At 67.7% G+C, this 16,471-nt stretch carries 17 protein-coding genes and 2 tRNA genes; 7 read left to right on the forward strand and 12 right to left on the reverse strand.

What is annotated here, in order from left to right:
* Nucleotides 1–40: 40 nt before the first annotated feature.
* The 4 genes from P7B02_RS13080 to P7B02_RS13095 form a co-directional block, all read right to left on the reverse strand.
* Nucleotides 41–2,746: a valine--tRNA ligase gene (locus P7B02_RS13080; RefSeq protein ID WP_277786793.1), complete on the reverse strand. Its 2,706-nt coding sequence runs from the start codon at nucleotides 2,744–2,746 to the stop codon at nucleotides 41–43.
* Between the two features lie 131 nt (nucleotides 2,747–2,877).
* Nucleotides 2,878–3,405, reverse strand: coding sequence for a DUF2497 domain-containing protein (locus tag P7B02_RS13085; RefSeq protein WP_277786794.1), 528 nt, complete (start codon nucleotides 3,403–3,405; stop codon nucleotides 2,878–2,880).
* A 219-nt stretch (nucleotides 3,406–3,624) separates the two neighbouring features.
* Entirely contained in the window at nucleotides 3,625–5,064 is a 1,440-nt protein-coding gene (locus P7B02_RS13090) for a TolC family outer membrane protein (RefSeq protein ID WP_277786795.1), read from the reverse strand.
* Between the two features lie 193 nt (nucleotides 5,065–5,257).
* Complete coding sequence (locus P7B02_RS13095) at nucleotides 5,258–5,830, reverse strand: protein-L-isoaspartate O-methyltransferase family protein (RefSeq protein ID WP_277786796.1); 573 nt, start codon at nucleotides 5,828–5,830, stop codon at nucleotides 5,258–5,260.
* A gap of 148 nt (nucleotides 5,831–5,978) precedes the next feature.
* On the opposite strand from P7B02_RS13095, the gene P7B02_RS13100 reads away from it, so the two are divergent.
* Nucleotides 5,979–6,052 (forward strand) — tRNA-Cys (locus P7B02_RS13100).
* Nucleotides 6,053–6,080: 28 nt separating this feature from the next.
* Here P7B02_RS13100 and P7B02_RS13105 read toward each other — a convergent pair.
* Nucleotides 6,081–6,734, reverse strand: a complete 654-nt coding sequence (locus P7B02_RS13105; protein ID WP_277786797.1) for a hypothetical protein — start codon at nucleotides 6,732–6,734, stop codon at nucleotides 6,081–6,083.
* 283 nt (nucleotides 6,735–7,017) lie between these two features.
* Here P7B02_RS13105 and P7B02_RS13110 point away from each other — a divergent pair, with 283 nt between their 5' ends.
* From P7B02_RS13110 to P7B02_RS13120, 3 genes are all read left to right on the forward strand, one after another.
* Complete coding sequence (locus P7B02_RS13110; RefSeq protein ID WP_277786798.1) at nucleotides 7,018–7,536, forward strand: SAM-dependent methyltransferase; 519 nt, start codon at nucleotides 7,018–7,020, stop codon at nucleotides 7,534–7,536.
* Between the two features lie 116 nt (nucleotides 7,537–7,652).
* A complete protein-coding gene (locus tag P7B02_RS13115) occupies nucleotides 7,653–8,315 on the forward strand; it encodes a DedA family protein (protein WP_277786799.1) in 663 nt (220 codons plus the stop codon).
* Nucleotides 8,316–8,686: 371 nt separating this feature from the next.
* Nucleotides 8,687–8,761, forward strand: a tRNA-Asn gene (locus tag P7B02_RS13120).
* A gap of 41 nt (nucleotides 8,762–8,802) precedes the next feature.
* On the opposite strand, the gene P7B02_RS13125 is transcribed toward P7B02_RS13120, so the two are convergent.
* Nucleotides 8,803–9,264, reverse strand: a complete 462-nt coding sequence (locus P7B02_RS13125) for an Lrp/AsnC family transcriptional regulator (protein WP_277786800.1) — start codon at nucleotides 9,262–9,264, stop codon at nucleotides 8,803–8,805.
* 140 nt (nucleotides 9,265–9,404) lie between these two features.
* On the opposite strand from P7B02_RS13125, the gene P7B02_RS13130 reads away from it, so the two are divergent.
* Nucleotides 9,405–9,770, forward strand: coding sequence for a VOC family protein (locus P7B02_RS13130; protein WP_277786801.1), 366 nt, complete (start codon nucleotides 9,405–9,407; stop codon nucleotides 9,768–9,770).
* Nucleotides 9,771–9,783: 13 nt separating this feature from the next.
* Here P7B02_RS13130 and P7B02_RS13135 read toward each other — a convergent pair whose 3' ends face one another.
* Genes P7B02_RS13135 through P7B02_RS13145 form a run of 3 tightly spaced genes read right to left on the reverse strand, consistent with a single transcriptional unit; the run spans nucleotide 9,784 to nucleotide 12,904 of the window.
* Nucleotides 9,784–10,224: a VOC family protein gene (locus P7B02_RS13135; RefSeq protein ID WP_277786802.1), complete on the reverse strand. Its 441-nt coding sequence runs from the start codon at nucleotides 10,222–10,224 to the stop codon at nucleotides 9,784–9,786.
* Between the two features lie 14 nt (nucleotides 10,225–10,238).
* Complete coding sequence (locus P7B02_RS13140; protein ID WP_277787149.1) at nucleotides 10,239–12,056, reverse strand: ABCB family ABC transporter ATP-binding protein/permease; 1,818 nt, start codon at nucleotides 12,054–12,056, stop codon at nucleotides 10,239–10,241.
* 38 nt (nucleotides 12,057–12,094) lie between these two features.
* Nucleotides 12,095–12,904: a hypothetical protein gene (locus P7B02_RS13145; RefSeq protein WP_277786803.1), complete on the reverse strand. Its 810-nt coding sequence runs from the start codon at nucleotides 12,902–12,904 to the stop codon at nucleotides 12,095–12,097.
* Nucleotides 12,905–13,025: 121 nt separating this feature from the next.
* Here P7B02_RS13145 and P7B02_RS13150 point away from each other — a divergent pair, with 121 nt between their 5' ends.
* Both P7B02_RS13150 and P7B02_RS13155 read left to right on the forward strand, forming a co-directional pair.
* Nucleotides 13,026–13,631 (forward strand): TIGR00730 family Rossman fold protein, encoded by a 606-nt coding sequence (locus tag P7B02_RS13150; protein ID WP_277786804.1) that lies wholly within the window; start codon nucleotides 13,026–13,028, stop codon nucleotides 13,629–13,631.
* Nucleotides 13,632–13,704: 73 nt separating this feature from the next.
* Nucleotides 13,705–14,013 (forward strand): CC_3452 family protein, encoded by a 309-nt coding sequence (locus P7B02_RS13155; protein WP_277786805.1) that lies wholly within the window; start codon nucleotides 13,705–13,707, stop codon nucleotides 14,011–14,013.
* Between the two features lie 4 nt (nucleotides 14,014–14,017).
* Here the strand turns inward: P7B02_RS13155 and gltX are convergent, their stop codons facing one another.
* From gltX to fliX, 3 genes are all read right to left on the reverse strand, one after another.
* The gene (gltX, locus tag P7B02_RS13160; protein ID WP_277786806.1) at nucleotides 14,018–15,352 is read right to left on the reverse strand and encodes a glutamate--tRNA ligase; all 1,335 of its coding nucleotides are present in this window, start codon (nucleotides 15,350–15,352) and stop codon (nucleotides 14,018–14,020) included.
* Nucleotides 15,353–15,426: 74 nt separating this feature from the next.
* A complete protein-coding gene (gene dksA, locus P7B02_RS13165) occupies nucleotides 15,427–15,855 on the reverse strand; it encodes an RNA polymerase-binding protein DksA (protein ID WP_277786807.1) in 429 nt (142 codons plus the stop codon).
* Nucleotides 15,856–15,949: 94 nt separating this feature from the next.
* Entirely contained in the window at nucleotides 15,950–16,387 is a 438-nt protein-coding gene (gene fliX, locus P7B02_RS13170) for a flagellar assembly regulator FliX (protein ID WP_277786808.1), read from the reverse strand.
* Between the last annotated feature and the right edge of the window lie 84 nt (nucleotides 16,388–16,471).

Here is a 16,471-nt window from a genome sequence, read left to right on the forward strand (position 1 = left end):
AGGCGCCGCCTCCTTCATTCCATCTGGCCTTCAGGCCGGATCAGCCGACGGCTTCAAGACGGGCGAGCGCCGCCTCCAGCTTGGCCTTGGCGGCCTCGGCTGCGGCCAGACGCTCGCGGTTCTCCTCCACCACCTCGGGCTTGGCCCGGGCGATGAAGTCGGCGTTGTCCAGCTTCTTGGCCGTACGCTCGATGTCGGAGACGTGGTTGGCGATCTCCTTGCCGAGACGGGCCTTCTCCGCCGTGAGGTCGATGAACTCGGCCACCGGCAGGGCCAGGGTCGCGCCCTCGACCACGAAGGGGATGGCACCCTCCGGCGCGGTCGTCTCGAACTTCACGCCAGAGACGCGCAGAGTCTGGGCGATCACCGCGGCGTTGGACTGGAAGGCGGCGCGCTGGGCGTCGCTGGCTTCCAGCACCAGCAGCGGCGGCTTGGCCGACGGCGGCACGTTCAGCTCGGCGCGGACCGAGCGGCCGTCGCTCACGGCGGCCACGACCAGGCCGATCTCCGCCTCGGCGGCGGTGTCGACATAGGATAGCGGCAGATCGGGCCACTGGGCCTTGATCAGCATGCCGTCGCGCGGATGACCGAACTCGGCGGTCTTGTCCCACAGCTCCTCGGTGATGAACGGCATCACCGGGTGCAGCAGCTTCAGGCACACGTCCAGGGCCCAGGCCGCGGTGGCGCGGGTCTCGGTCTTGGCCGCCTGGTCGTCGCCGTTCAGGATCGGCTTGGCCAGCTCCAGGTACCAGTCGCAGAAGACGTTCCACACGAAGCGGTACAGCGCGCCGGCCGCCTCGTCGAAGGCCGCGGCTTCAAGCGCCTTGGTCACCTCGGCGGCGGTCTTGGCGGTCTCGCCGCGGATCCACTTGTTGATCGTTTGGGTCACGCCGGCGGGGTCGAAGCCCTCCACGCGGACGCATTCGTTCATCTGGGCGAAGCGCGCGGCGTTCCACAGCTTGGTGCCGAAGTTGCGATAGCCCTCGATGCGCTGGCGCGACAGCTTGATGTCCCGCGCCTGGCCCGACATCGCCGTCAGGGTGAAGCGCATGGCGTCGCAGCCCAGGTCGTCGATGATCTCCAGGGGATCGATGACGTTCCCCTTGGACTTGCTCATCTTCTGGCCCTTCTCGTCGCGGACCAGGGCGTTGATGACCACGCGCTTGAAGGGGACCTCGCCGGTGAAGTGCAGGCCCATCATCATCATCCGGGCGACCCAGAAAAAGATGATGTCGAAGCCGGTCACCAGAGTGTGGGTCGGATAGAACCGCTCCAGGTCGGAGGTCTTCTCCGGCCAGCCCATGGTCGAGAACGGCCACAGGCCGGACGAGAACCAGGTGTCCAGGACGTCTTCGTCCTGCTTCAGCGCCTTGTTGCCGGCGGCGGCGCGGGCGGCCTCCTCCGTCTCCTCGACGTAGATGCCGCCGTCCTCGTCGTACCAGGCCGGAATGCGGTGGCCCCACCAAAGCTGGCGCGACACGCACCACGGCTCGATGTTCCGCATCCACTCGAAGTAGGTCTTCTCCCAGTTCCTGGGTTCGAAGACCGTGTCGCCGTTCTCAACGGCGGCGATGGCCGGCTTGGCCAGGGTGGCGGCGTCGACGTACCACTGGTCCGTCAGCCACGGCTCAATGACAACGCCCGAACGGTCGCCGTGCGGGACCATGTGGCGGGTCTTCTCGATCTCGCGCAGCCAGCCCTCTTCCTCGGCCCGGGCCACGATGGCCTTGCGGGCGGCGAAGCGGTCCATGCCCACATAGTCGGCGGGCGCCGGCTCGCTGATGCGGCCATAGGCGTCCATGATGTTGATCGCCTCCAGCCCCGCACGCTTGCCGACCTGGAAGTCGTTGAAGTCGTGGGCCGGCGTGATCTTCACCGCGCCAGACCCCTTGGTCGGGTCGGCGTAGTCGTCGGCGACGATCGGGATGCGGCGGCCGGTGATCGGCAGGATCACTTCCTTGCCGACCAGGATCTTGTAGCGCTCGTCATCCGGATGCACGGCGATGCCGGTGTCGCCCAGCATGGTTTCCGGCCGCGTGGTGGCGACCACGATGAAGTCGCGGGTCTCGAACTCGGTCGCCTTGCCCTCTTCGTCGAAGGCGATCGGGTGCTGATAGGTGACGCCGTCGGCAAGCGGATAGGCGAAGTGCCAATAGTGGCCATCGACCTCCTTCTGCTCAACCTCGAGGTCGGAGATGGCGGTCTGGAAGTGCGGGTCCCAGTTCACCAACCGCTTGTCGCGGTAGATCAGGCCTTCCTTGTAGAGCTGGACGAACACCTTGCGGACGGCAGCCGACAGGCCCTCGTCCAGGGTGAAGCGCTCGCGGCTCCAGTCGCAGGACGCCCCCAGGCGGCGCAGCTGGTTCTGGATCGAACCGGCGCTCTCGGCCTTCCACTGCCAGACCTTCTCGACGAAAGCTTCACGGCCCATGTCGCGGCGGCTGACATTGCCGGCAGCGGCCAACTGGCGCTCCACCACCATCTGGGTGGCGATGCCGGCGTGGTCCGTGCCCGGCAGCCACAGGGCGGCCTTGCCGCGCATGCGGTGGAAGCGGGTCAGCACGTCCTGCAGCGTGTTGTTCAGCGCGTGCCCGATGTGCAGCGAACCGGTGACGTTCGGCGGCGGGATGACGATGCTGAACGGCTCGGCCTTGGGGTCGTCAATCGGCTTGAAGGCGCCGGACGCCTCCCAGGCTTCATACAGGCGCGGTTCGACGGTCTTGGGATCGAAGGTTTTTTCAAGCATGGCGATGCAATGGATTTCCAGCCGCGCCCTATAGCAGGAAAGGCGGCCAAGGCGTCAGTTTGTCTGGCGAAAATGAAAAACGCCGCGACGGCGGGACCGTCGCGGCGCTGAATTTCAGCCAGAAGCGGCGGTCAGCCCGCGCGTTGGCGGGCGATGCGTTCGACTTCCTGGGCTACCTGCGCCTCGACGATGCGCGGCAGGTTGTCGTCCAGCCAGGACTTCAGCATGGGGCGCAGCATCTCGCGGACGACGTCCTCGAGCGTGCGGCCTTCCTTGGGCATGGTGATGGCGGCCGACAGGCTGGTGAAGGCCGAAGCGGCGGCGGCGGCGGCCTGGTCCCCCACCAGACGCTCGGTCTCCGCCAGAGGCGGCAGGGCCGGCTCGGGCTCCGGCGCGGCGGCGGCCGGCGGGGTGTAGACATCGAGATCGCCGTGGCTCTCCACCGGCGCGTCGAGCGGCTCGGTCAGCTCCAGCACATCCTCGCCCTCATCATCGGCGGAGGTGTCCGGCGTATACTCTTCGTACGAGGAATCCTCCGCGGCCGGCGCGGCGGCCTCTTCCGCAGCCCCCTCCTCCGCTGGCGCGTCATCTTCGGAGATGATGCGGCGGATGGAGGCGAGGATCTCCTCCATCGTCGGTTCTTGAGCTGCGTCGGACATATGCGGGCCGTCTCTATTGGCGGTGCGATTCCGGCGGAGCCTAGCCTGCATCCCGGCAAAGTGGAAACCGGTTTGACGACAGGAATGTGGAGCCGAAAGGACTCGCCGTCCGCCCGCCCGCTCCGGGCTTGCCGCAAACGCAACAAGGGCGGGCCTCGCTGATGCGCGGCCCGCCCCCGTCATGACGTCGGCTGCTTCACTATGAAGCGGCCAAGCTTGTTACTTCGCGGTGGCGATCGGCACGTCCGTCGGCGCCGGAGCGATGGTCGGAGCGCCGAGCTTGTCGACCCCGGCGACCAGCGGATCCCAAGGCATGGCGCCGCTGCCCTTCACCTTGTTGAAGTTCGCCGCCGGGTCATAGACCGGCACATCGCCCGCCAGAGCCTGTGCTTCCAGGCGGCCCGAAGAAGCCAGCACGTTGGCGGCGGCCACGTATTCGTCGCGACGGGCGTTGACCAGGGCGAGCTGAGCGTTGCGCAGGTCCTGCTCGGCGATCAGCACGTCGAGCGTGGTGCGCAGACCCACCTGATTCTCCTGACGCACGCCTTCGAAGGCGATCTGCGCGGCGCGGACCTGCTCTTCGTTGGAGGCCAGGTTGGCGCGGGCGCCCAGAAGCTGGTTCCAGGAGGTGGAGACCTGCTGCATCACCTGGCGGCGGGCGCCTTCGATGGCGATGCGGTCGGCGTTGTTGCGCTCCACGGCCGCGCGGATGCGCGAGGTGTTCAGGCCGCCGGTGAAGATCGGCACGCTCGCCGTGGCGCCCACGCGGATGGCGCGGTCGTACTCGTCGAGATGGAACGGCTCGATGTGGCCGGTATAGCCGAGCGTGCCCGTCAGACCGACCGTTGGGCGGTTCGCGGCCTTGGCGGAAGCGACTCGCGAACGGCTCGCCTGCTCCGTGAAATCGGCGCCCAGGATCTGCGGGTTCTGCTGTTCCGCCGACTCGAAGGCTTGATCGACAGTGGCGGGCAGGAGCGTCGCCAAAGACGGCTCGGCGACGAGGTCGCCCGGGTTCTGCCCCACCACCGCGGCGTAGGTCGCGCGGCTCACGGCGAGCTGAGCCTGGGCCGAGGCCAGATTGGCGCGAGCGGCCGCGAGGCGCGCCTGCGACTGGGCCACGTCGGTGCGGGTGATCTCGCCCACTTCAAAGCGGGCGTTCGATTCGTCGAGCTGGCGCTGCAGGACCGCCACGCTCTCCTGGCTGATGCGCAGGCGCTCCTGGTCGCGGCGCACGTCCACATAGGCCTGCATGACCGAGGTCAGCACGGTCTGCTCGACGCCGCGCAGGCCCTGGCGGCCGGCGTTCACGTCGGCCTCGGCGGCGGCGACTTCAGAGCTGACGCGGCCGCCGGTGAAGATCGGCTGGGTGAGCGAAAGCTGGGCGGAACCGGTGTTGTTCTCGGACGAACCGCCCACCGTCACGTCCGGAATGCCGTCGCCGTTGGTGTCGATGGCGCCGGGGCTGCCGGGCTTGATGTGGCTGTAGCTGGCGCCCAGCGTGCCGTTGATGCTCGGGCGGAAGCCAGTGCGGGCCTGGACGTAGCTTTCGTCGAGGGCCCGTTGCGTGGCGCGGCGGGCCTGCAGCGTCGGGTTGGTCTGGTAGGCCAGGGCGATAGCCTCGGCCAGGGTCTCGGCGTGGGCTGTCCCGGCCCCCACCATCAGACCGATACTGCAAGCGGCGGCAAGCAAACCCGCACGGCGGCTAGTGAACATCCCCGTTGATCCTCAAAGAAGCGCGCTCGGCGCCTGATAGGTAAGCGCCGTTTAGGCCCCAGCATGAGCCGGGGCCAGTTAAGCTTTTTTCACACGCGAAGGCCGGGCGTATGTCGGCCCTGAAAAGCGGGCGCTCAGATCAGAAGGCGAACTTGGCTTCCGGTTCGAAGCCGGCCAGCAGCGGCGCGGCCGAATCGAACATCACGCGACGGCCCACGCCGTCGGCGGCGCGCACATAGACCGTAGCGCGGCCCACCGGGCCGGAACGCTCGACGACGCCCAGGCGGCCGCCCACGGCCAGGGCCGCGGTCCAGCTCGCCGGAACCTGCGCCACGCCGCCCTCGACGACGATCACGTCGTAGGGGCCGCCCGACACGGCCGTCAGGTCGCCCTCGGCCAGATGGGTCACCGACAGGCCCATGTTCTCCAGAACGGCGCCGGCATAGGGCGCGGCGATGGCCAGGGCCTTTTCGCCGGCCTGCGGGTGCAGGGCCTGCAGCAGCTTGGATACGTCGCGCGGGCGCAGCAGCCAGCGGCCCGGCGCGTACTGCACCTCCAGGTCGGCATAGGCGCGGAACGCCTGATCCGCCGGAACGCAGGTTTCACGCGGCGTCGCGCGCAGGGCGTCCTGCAGCGCGAAATCGGTGACGTCGTTTACGCGGATCTGGCTGTCGACCATGTTGATCCGGGCTGCCGCGAAGTCGGAGCTCATCTATCCCTCTGGGCCCGAGCGAAAATTCGCTGCGCTTATAGGTCCGCCCGTCGCCGACGCCAAGCGATCTGAAGGCTTCGATTGCAACGGCCCCGCCCTTCTGATAGCGATCCGCCCTCTTCGGCGGCCGCCTGTGCGACGCCGAGGCGGCCTGATGGCGGAGTGGTGACGCAGCGGACTGCAAATCCGTGCACCCGGGTTCGATTCCCGGTCAGGCCTCCAAACACTTTCCTTAGCTTGGCGCTTTAGCCTACGGGGCCTGCGGCCCCCGCCCGAGCGGTATCGATCCGAAGATCTGGCTTGGCATCTCCCGGCTTCGCTGGTCGTTCGGCATGCCCGCGAAATGGATGATGATCGGATCTGCGCGCATGGCGTCGGGGTGGCCCGGCACCAAGGTGGGGATGGCGTTCCACTCGCCGGAAATCCATTCGATCCGGGCCAGACGCTCCTCTTGAAACGCATTTTCGCATCGGCCGCCGGTGATCTCGTAGTGGTAGCCGATCAGGTCCATGAAGGCCGCCTGCTCCCACCAGTAGTGACCGATGTACTGCGTGCGGCTCCAGATCTCCTCGAAGAGCTCGAGTGACCATGCACAATTCCGGATCAGCATCACCCCGGTGTTCGGCCGCTCGGCGAACAGAAACAGCCCGCCGGGCGGGACCAGAGCGACGCGGATGTGTTGGCGTACGAGATAGAGGTCCTTGTCTTGCTGAACCAAGTTCAGAACGTCGCAGTCACCGCGAACGAAGCAGGCGTCAGCGTCGATCCACATGATGAACTCATGCTCTCCGCGGCGAAGTTCATCCAGGATGACCTTCACCTTCATCCATGCTGGCGGGCGTCCGATATCCTCTATCGGATAGACTTGGTGGTCAGCGTCGTGGATCGCCGCGTAGATGCGCATAGACCGGGCGCAGACTTCCCCCATGACGGCGAATGCATCGTCATAGGCCGTAACGATCTTCAGCCTCTTGTTCAGCGAAGCACCTGGTGGCCGGAATGGACGCCGTCAGAATCATGGCGGTCCATCAACGATCGGCGCCCGCATCAACCGGGTGCAGTAGCCCGCCTTGCCCATTTCATGGCCTTCGTGAGCAGCATGCGCGGGGTTGAGTGATGGTCGCTCAGGCCCTCCAGATTCATGACGGACGCTTCCAGCGCGAGGCGGCGCGTGGTCCTCTGGCGAGATGAAACTGCTCGTCGCCCTTTTCTGTCTTTGCCTGGCCGGGAACGCCGCCGCCGCGCCGAAGCCGGACGTCATCTACGTGCCGACGCCCCAGCCCGTGGTCGACGCCATGCTGGAGATGGCCAAGGTTGGACCCGGCGACGTTCTCTATGACCTGGGCTCCGGTGACGGCCGGATTCCCATCACCGCCGCCAAACGCTTCGGCGTCCGCGCGGTGGGGATCGAGATCGACCCGGCCCTGGCGCGCGAAGCCTCGCATCAAGCCTGGCGGCAAAAGCTCGACAAGCTGGCCACCTTCCGCACGGCGGACCTCTTCACCACCGACCTGAGCGAGGCCACCGTCGTCACGCTCTATCTGCTCGACAGCGTGAACCTGCGCCTGCGGCCGAAGCTGCTGAGCGAGTTGAAGCCGGGGACCCGGGTGGTCAGCCACGCCTTTCACATGGGCGACTGGAAGCCCGACCAGGAGCGCGAGGTGGACGGCAACATGATCTACATGTGGACCGTTCCGGCACACTGAAGACACTCAGCCTGCGCCAATTTTGCAACGCACCAAATGAATGCGCCCCTGCGCGGTTGCGCCCCCTGACGTAACGGCGCCGAAAAGCCCATATCCCCGTCCAGACAGGGATCATCATGGACGCGCTTCTCAATCCGCTCGGCGACTTCATCTCACGGCATCATGCGTGGGCTGGCGCCGTGCTTGGCGTGATCACCTTTGTCGAATCGCTCGTCTTCATCGGCGCCTTCGTGCCGGCCACAGCCCTGATGGTGATCGCCGGCGGCCTGGTCGCGGCCGGCGTGCTCGATCCCGTCTCCGTCCTGCTGTGGTGCGTGGTCGGCGCGGTGATGGGCGACGCGGTCTCCTATCAGCTCGGCCGCCGCTGGGGCCCCAGCGCCCTGCGCCGTCCGGAGTTCAAGCCGCACCGCCGGGTGATCGCCCGCACGCGCCTGTTCTTCCGCCGCTACGGCCCGATCTCGATCTTCATCGGCCGCTTCTTCGGCCCGCTGCGCGCCTTCATTCCGCTGGTCGCCGGCATGATGCTGATGAAGAGCCGCCGCTTCCAGATCGCCAACGTGGTGTCGGCCCTGCTTTGGGTGCCGATCATGCTGGCCCCCGGCTACTTCGCCGCCCTGGGCCTGGCCCGGCTGGAGGCGCTGGGCGAGGCGGACCTGCTGACCCTGCTGATCGTCGGCGGCCTGATCGTCGCGGTCGCCGTGGTCGTCGCCTGGCGCGTGATGGCCCGCCGCATGGCGCGCACCAACCTGCCCCTGCGCGCCGCCCGCGGCCGCGCCTGAAAACTTTCTGACCATCCTGCGGTCAAGCTTGGAACGCTTCGCGGCGCCGGGCTTTTCTAGTCATGTCCCCGCGCGGAAATATCCAAAGGGGGAACAGACCGGCCGGTGAGCACCTTACGCCCCCCCGACGAGACGCTCCCGGCCGGTCACCTCTCTTTCCAAAATGCTCGATCACACAACGGCGCGCCCGGCGCGCCCAAGGCTTAATCCGCGGTTAACCGCATCAGCCTGAGTTGTGGATGTCTTCTTGAAGACACCCACCAATCTGAACTTTCCACAGCTCGGTTTGCGCCGAGCTGTTTTTCTTTCGAAGAGGTGTTGCGCGCCCCGCCGCCGGAGGCTATAGCCCCCACCTCTTCTGAGACACCTGATCCGCGGTAGCTCAGTGGTAGAGCAGCCGGCTGTTAACCGGCTGGTCGTAGGTTCGAATCCTACCCGCGGAGCCAGGTTTCAGAACGCCGTCGATCGGCGCTGATCCCTGACAAATTCAATCGATCGAAACAGGTGTCGCACCTGTGCGCTTCACCGCATCCATCGACACCAGCGTCTCGTAGCCGCGCACGTTCGGATCGGCGAAGTGCCGGGTCGTAAAAGCCTGATAGTCGGCCATGTCACGCATGGTCAGGGTGAGGACGAAATCGGCGCGGCCGGTGACGTACCAGCACTGCATCACCTCCGGCGCGGCGCGCATCCGCGCCTTGAAGCTTTCAAGCAGTTCCGCCTGATCGCGCTCCATCTCCACCAGGACGATCATGGTCAGGCCGCGCCCGACCTTCTCGGGCGCCACCACCGACACGTCGGCGACGATGACGCCCTCCTCACGCAGGCGCTGGGCGCGGCGCAGGCAGGCCGCTGAGGACAGGCCCACCTTCTCCGCCAGCTGGGCGCCGGTCTGCTGGTTGTCCCGCTGCAGCGCCGCCAGGAGCTTGGCGTCGAAACCGTCGATCATGGGTCCCCGCGAGATTCGAACCTGGTCAGCCGCCATCATGGCGATTTCGCGCAGGAAGGGCCCGGACTTTGCGCCCCTTCCGCACGGCCTCGCCCATATGGTGCCGCTCCCTCAAGACGGCCACCTCGGAGACCGCCGAAATGCTCGACCACCTTGAACTGAAAAGCACCGACCTCGATCTCGCCGCCGCCTTCTATTCACGGGTGCTCGCTCCGCTGGGCTACGCCCTGCGGGTGGATGAGGAGATCAAAAAGGGGTTCGGCGACGCCCACGGCCTGGACTTCTTCGTCACCGCCGGCGGCACGTCGCAGAAGGTCCACTACGCCTTCGTGGCGCCGGACCGCGCCACGGTGGACGCCTGCTTCGAGGCCGGCCGCGACGCGCCCGGCGGCAAGCAGGACCGGCCGCCGGCCCTGGCTCCCAACATCCACGAGAACTACTACGCCGGCTATCTGCGCGATCCCGACGGCCACCTCGTGGAGTTCGTCTGCCAGAAGGCCGCCTAGCGGGTTCTATGAGCTACCAGACGCCCGTATTGGGCATGGACACCCACGGCTCGGCGGGGGGCAGGCTGTCGCCCCGCTGCAGCAGCTCGATGGAGATGCCGTCCGGCGAGCGGACGAAGGCCATGTGGCCGTCGCGCGGCGGGCGGTTGATGGTCACGCCCTTGTCCATCAGCTTCTGGCAGAGCGCGTAGATGTCGTCCACGCGATAGGCCAGATGGCCGAAGTTGCGGCCGCCGCCGTAGTCCTCGGTGTCCCAGTTGTAGGTCAGCTCGACCAGCGGGCTCTTGCCGGCCTTCACCTTGTCCATGTCGCCGGGGGCGGCCAGGAAGACCAGCGTGAAGCGGCCCTTCTCGTGGTCGGTGCGGTAGGCTTCGACCAGGCCCAGGCCGTCGCAGTAGAAGGCCAGCGCCGCATCGAGGTCCTTCACCCGGACCATGGTGTGCAGATATTCCATCGCAGCGCTCCCTCTTAAGGCTGAGGCGCTTCTGATAGCGCGCCGTCGCGCGTCTGGCGACGCCACAGGGCGGCGTATTCGCCCCCCGCCGCCAACAAGCTCGCGTGATCGCCACGCTCCACGATCCGGCCACGACGCAGGACCAGAATCTGGTCGGCGTCGACAATGGTCGACAGCCGGTGCGCCACCACCAGGGTCGTGCGGCCCCGACGGGCCTTGCGCAGGGTCTCCTGGATGGCCGCCTCGGTGCGGCTGTCCAGGGCGCTGGTCGCCTCATCCAGGATCAGCACCCGTGGCTCGGCCAGCAGGGCGCGGGCGATGCCGACACGTTGCCGCTCCCCGCCCGACAGCTTCAGGCCGCGCTCGCCCACCTTGGTCGCCATACCTTCCGGCAGGGCCTCGATGAAGGCGCCCAGCTCCGCCGCCCGCGCGGCGGCCCAGATCTCGTCGTCCGTGGCGCCCGGCCGGGCGAAGCCGATGTTGGCGGCCAGGGTGTCGTTGAACAGCGCCACGTCCTGCGGCACCAGGGCCACCGCCCCGCGCAGAGCCGGCTGCTTCAGCTGGCGCAGGTCCGCCCCGTCCAGGGTCACGCGCCCCTTCTGCGGATCGATCAAACGCAGGGCCAAGCGCACCAGGGTCGTTTTGCCCGCGCCAGACGGCCCCACCAGGGCCGTGGTCGTGCCCGGCGCGGCGACGAAGCTGACATCCGTGATCCCCTCGGACCGCGCGCCGTGACGGAAGGAGACATCCTCGAACGCCACCGCCCCGCCCCGGCTGTCGCACGGGGGCAGGTCCACGGGATCGGCCGCCTCGGCCACCTCCGGCCGCTGGCGGCGCAGGTCCATCATCGCCTCCATGTCGATGAAGGCCTGGCGGATCTCGCGATAGGCGAAGCCCAGGATGTTCAGCGGGTTATACAGGTTGATGAGGATCAGGATCGAGGCGGTGACATCGCCGGGACCGATGCGGCCGGCCGCCACCTCCGCCCCCGCCAGCACCGCCATAACGCCGAGACCCAGGCTCAGGATCGCCGACTGCGCCACGTTCAGCAGGCTGAGCGAGGTGGTCGACTTCACCTGCGCCCGGGCATAGGCGCGCATGGCGTGCTCATAGCCCTCGGCCGCGCGCGCCTCGGCGCCGAAGGCCTTCACCGTCTCGTAGTTCAGCAGGGCGTCCACCGCCCGGCCCGCCGCCTCGCTGTCGGCCTCGTTCAATTCCCGCCGATGCTCGATCCGCCAGTTGGAGATGCTGAGCGTGATCCAGGAATAGATCGCCACCGTCCCCACCGCCGTCACGGCGAAGCGCCAGTCGAAAGCCTTGGCCAGCACCACCGCCGCCATGACCAGCTCCAGCACCGTGGGGCCAATGTTGAACACCAGGAACCGGACCAGGAAGTCCATGGACCGCGCGCCCCGGTCGATGGTCCGCGACAGAGCCCCGGTGCGCTTGGTCTGGTGGAAGTCGATGGACAGCGACAGGGCGTGGGCGAAGGTCTCGGTGGCCGCCTTGGCCTGGGCCGCCTGGGCCACTGGGGTGAAGATGGCGTCCCGCGCCTGGGGCGCCGCGTAGGACAGGAACCGGATAAGCGCCCAGCCGAGCGCCAGACCCGCGAAGGCGAAGGTCACTGTCGCCACCGCCCCCTGCCCCGCCGTCAGACGGTTCACGGCCGCGCCCAGCAGCAACGGACCGACGACGCCGAGCGCCTTGCCGACAATGGTCAGGAACAGGGCGGCCGACAGCCGCCATTTCAGGCCCGGCGCATCCGAACGCAGCAGCAGCCGGCCCAGGTCTCCCAGGGCGGTCAGCGGCTTGGCCTTGGTCTGGACTTCGATTTCGGCCGCGCCCCGTCGGCGCGCCGCCGCACGAAGGCTCAAGCCCCGTCCTCCATGACCACCGTGGTCTGCACGCCGCCGGCCGGGGTCATCCAGTCGATGCGCCAGCCGCGCGGCGCGCGTTCGCCCTGGAACGGTCCGGACTGCAGCGGCCCCACCGCGGCGACGGCGAGACGCACCGAATCCTCGCCGCCCTGGCCCGCCGCCACGATCTCGTAGCTTCCGGGCTCCAGCGGCCGGCTCAGGGGCAGACTGAAGCGCCCCTTGGCGTCCGCCTCGCCCTGGCCGCGCGTGACGCCGTCCACGCGCAGCTCCAGCGGCGTATCGGCCACGGCCAGGCCGGAGATCACCGCCCCGCCCTCCTGGTCGTAGTCCACCGCCAGGATGCGCGGACGCGCGCCCGCTCCAGCGACCACATCGGCGCCTGCCCCCGCGCGCAGCATCGCCGCCGCGCCGGTCGGGGTGATCAGCACATACCCCTCCGCCTGAACGGTGCGATCGTTCTGGGTCATGGACAGGCCGAACAGGCGCGGCTCTTCCGACCTTGGCGCAATGATTGTCCAGCGCCCCTCCCCGTCGGCTGTGGCGAACAGGGTCTCGCCGGTCGGGGCGCCAAGGCGCACCCGCGCGCCGCTCGCCGCCTTGCCAGACAGGCGCAGCCCGGCGGCGGTCGATTCGATCGCCGACACGCTCGGCGGGGCCGTATAGGCGGCCTCCGCCGCGTCCGGAGCCGGCGGCGCCGCCGGCGTGCTCCAGGCGGCGGTGCGCTCCTCGCGGCCACAGGCGTTCAGGGCCAGCGCCCCGGCCAGGATCACCGGGGTCCAGAGCATCCTTCCGACCAGATTCACGTGCACTCCTTGCAACCTTGTCGCCGACGGCCGATGTTGGCTGTCACACGATCACAGCCAGATCGTGATCAAAAGACGCGCCTTCAAGCGCGCCCAACGTTCTTTCCTGGAGTGACTGACCATGTCGCACGAGTCCAGGCGTCTGGATTCGGTCTGCGTCTATTGCGGGTCCTCCGACGCCGTTGACCCCAAGCTGTTGCAAGACGCCGCCGAGGTGGGCCGCGAGTTCGCTCGCGCGGGCCTTCGCCTGGTCTATGGCGGCGGCGGCGTGGGCCTGATGGGCGCCAGCGCCGGAGCCGCGCACGACGCCGGCGGGCGGGTGCTGGGCGTCATCCCCAGCTTCCTGATCGGCCGCGAACGCCCCCTCACCAAGGTCGAGACCCGGGTGGTCGAGACCATGGCCGAGCGCAAGAAAGGCCTGTTCGATGAATCCGACGCCTTTGTTGTCCTGCCGGGCGGCATCGGCACCCTGGAGGAGATTGTCGAGCTGCTGTCCTGGCGCCGTCTGAACCTGCACGACAAGCCCGTGGTGTTCTACAGCCCCGACGGCTTCTGGGACACGCTGTTCGCTCTGTTCGAGCACACCATCGCCACCGGCTTCACTCCCGCCTCCTTCCGCGAGGGTTATCGCGTGGTGGACAAGCCCGAGGACGTGGTCCCCGCCCTGCGCGCGATGGTTGCAGCCGACCCCGTCGAGGATGTAAGCGACGCCATTCGCTTGACATAGTTGCGTTTCGAAACGCACTATAGCGCTGTCCGCCGGCTCTCCCTCCGGCGGGGGGATTTTTAGGAGAGTCATCATGCGTATCGTGCTCGGCCTCGTGGCCGTGGCCGCCCTCATGGGCGCGACCGCGGCGCAAGCCGCTTCTGACGGCGCCGCCGTCACCCTCAAGGCCGCCCCGGCCAAGACCCGTATGATCCAGGACGGCGCCGCCTGGGTCTGCAAGGACACCGTCTGCGTCGCCGGCAACGTGAAGTCCCAGCCCCCGGTCCGCGCCTGCAAGCGCGTCGCCGGCGAACTGGGCGAAGTCGCGGCCTTCACGTTCAAGGGCCAGGAACTGTCCGCCGAAGCCCTGGCCGAATGCAACGCCTCGGCCAAGGCCGCCTAAAGGACTAGGCGGTTTCGCCGGACAGCCGGCGGACCGCCTTCTCCCGCCCGATCAGGGCCAGCAGCGGGCCCATCTCCGGGCCGTGATCCATACCGGTGAGCGCGCGACGCAGGGGCAGGAACAGGCCCTTGCCCTTGGCCCCGGTCTTTTCCTTCACCGCATTGACCCACTCGCCCCAGGTGTCCGGGCCGATGGTCTCGGGCAGCAGCGCCTTGGCGGCGTCCAGGAACGCCTGATCCTCGACGACCGGAGTCACCTCGCCCGCCACGACCGTGGCCAGGGTCTTCACGTCGCCGAACATGTTGAGGTTGCCGCGCACGGCATTCCAGAAGCCCTCGCCCAGGTCGACGCCCAGCGCCGCCAGACGCGGTTTGGCCGTCTCGTAGGGCATGACGTGCAGCAGCGCCGCGTTCAGGCGGCCCAGGTCCGCCTCATCGTAACGCGCGGCCGAACGGCCCATCTTCGAGAACTCGAAGCTCTCGCCCAGCACGGCCAGCGACTCGCCGATCTCCAGGTTGTCGGAGGTGCCGATTTTCGCCAGGTGCGAGGTGATGGCCAGCGGCTCGAAGCCCTGCTCCCGCAGGTCGCAGATCGACAGCGAGCCCAGACGCTTGGACAGCGCCCCGCCGTCGGCTCCGACCAGCAGGGTCATGTGCGCGAAGGTCGGCGCGGCCGCGCCCAGGGCTTCGAAGATCTCGATCTGGGCGCCGGTGTTGGTGACGTGGTCCTCGCCGCGGATCACATGGGTGATGCCCATGTCGATGTCGTCCACCACCGACGGCAGGGTGTAGAGGAACGCGCCGTCCTCGCGGATCAGCACCGGATCGGACATGGAGGCGGTGTCCACCTCGCACTCCCCGCGGACCAGATCCATCCACTTCACGCGCTTGCCTTCTAGGCGGAAGCGCCAGTGCGGACGGCGGCCCTCGGCCTCCAGGGCGGCCTTCTCCTCGTCGGTCAGCTTAAGGGCTGCGCGGTCATAGATCGGCGGCTGGCCGCGCGACAGCTGCACCTTGCGGCGGCGATCCAGCTCTTCGCCGGTCTCATAGGCCGGGTAAAGGCGGCCCTGCGCCTTCAGGCGCTCGACAGCTTGCTGATAGACCGGGAAGCGGGCCGATTGATTGTGACGCTCGTCCCAGACCAGGCCCAGCCAGGTCAGGTCGGTTTCGATGCCCTGCTCGAATTCCTTGGTCGAACGCTCGAGGTCGGTGTCGTCGATGCGCAGCACGAACTGCCCGCCCTGCCGCTTGGCGTACAGCCAATTGATCAGCGCAGCGCGGATGTTGCCGACATGCAGACGCCCAGTGGGCGACGGCGCGAAACGGACCTTCACGGTCATGGAGCCAAAGCCTTCCCTATCGAAGGCCGGCTAGGTCGGCCCTCGACGTCGGGAAGTCAAGCGGCCTGAACGGCTTAGTCGTCGCGGTGGACGCGTTCGCGGCGCTCGTGACGCTCCTGGGCCTCAAGGCTCAGGGTCGCCACCGGCCGGGCTTCCAGTCGGGCCAGACCGATGGGCTCACCCGTCTCTTCGCAGAAGCCGTAGGACCCGTCCTCGATTCGGCGCAGGGCCTCGTCGATCTTCGAGATCAGCTTGCGTTGTCGATCACGGGTGCGCAGCTCCAGAGCCCGATCAGTCTCCGACGAGGCGCGGTCGGCCAGGTCCGGATGATTCTCAGTCTCCGTCTGGAGATGCGAGACCGTATCGCGAGATTCGCGAAGGATCTCTTCCTTCCAGTCGAGCAGCTTTTGTTTGAAATACTCGAGCTGACGCTCGTTCATGAACTCTTCGCCCTCGGAAGGACGATAGGTATCTTTCGAAACCAGAACCGCGGCCGCTGTCATTAGCGCCTCACGCCCCATAAAAACCCACCCACAGCAGGCAGGCCGCTTATAGCAAAACAAAATTCCCGTTCAACGGGCCATTGCACCGCATGTCTCATGCCATCGCCTTGCGGGACATTTCGAACTTGGCCAGCTCCACCGCCGCACGGGTTTCGATCTGGTCGAGCAGAGCTTCCAGCTGCGGATCATCCGTGGCGTCACGCTGGTCACGCACCGCGCGGGCCAGCTTCTGCAGCTGCGGGCCGGAAAGCACCCCATCCAGCAGCGCCAGCTTCACCTCGTCCAGAACATCCAGGATGCGCCCCGCCCGCTTCACGGCGCGGCGGCGGCCTTCCAGGGGCGTTCCAACCGCCTGCATTGCCAGCAGCGCGTCGACAGACGCCACGCCTGTGACGCCTTGAGCGCCCGCCACCCCGGTCGAAGCCGCCGCCCCGCCGACGCTCGGCAGGGCGAAGCCGCCGCCGGAGGATGCGCCCTTGGCGCGTCCCGGGCCGCCGACCGATCCCGCCCCGCTCGAACCACTTACCTTCATGGTAAATTCCACTCGCCCGTTAACCATATAACTCTCGGCCACGCGGGCTTGAGGTATGGTTAATGCCGGGCAGAAATTGCCCTC

The organism is Caulobacter segnis, assembly GCF_029543125.1.
Classification (GTDB): Bacteria; Pseudomonadota; Alphaproteobacteria; order Caulobacterales; family Caulobacteraceae; genus Caulobacter; species Caulobacter segnis_D.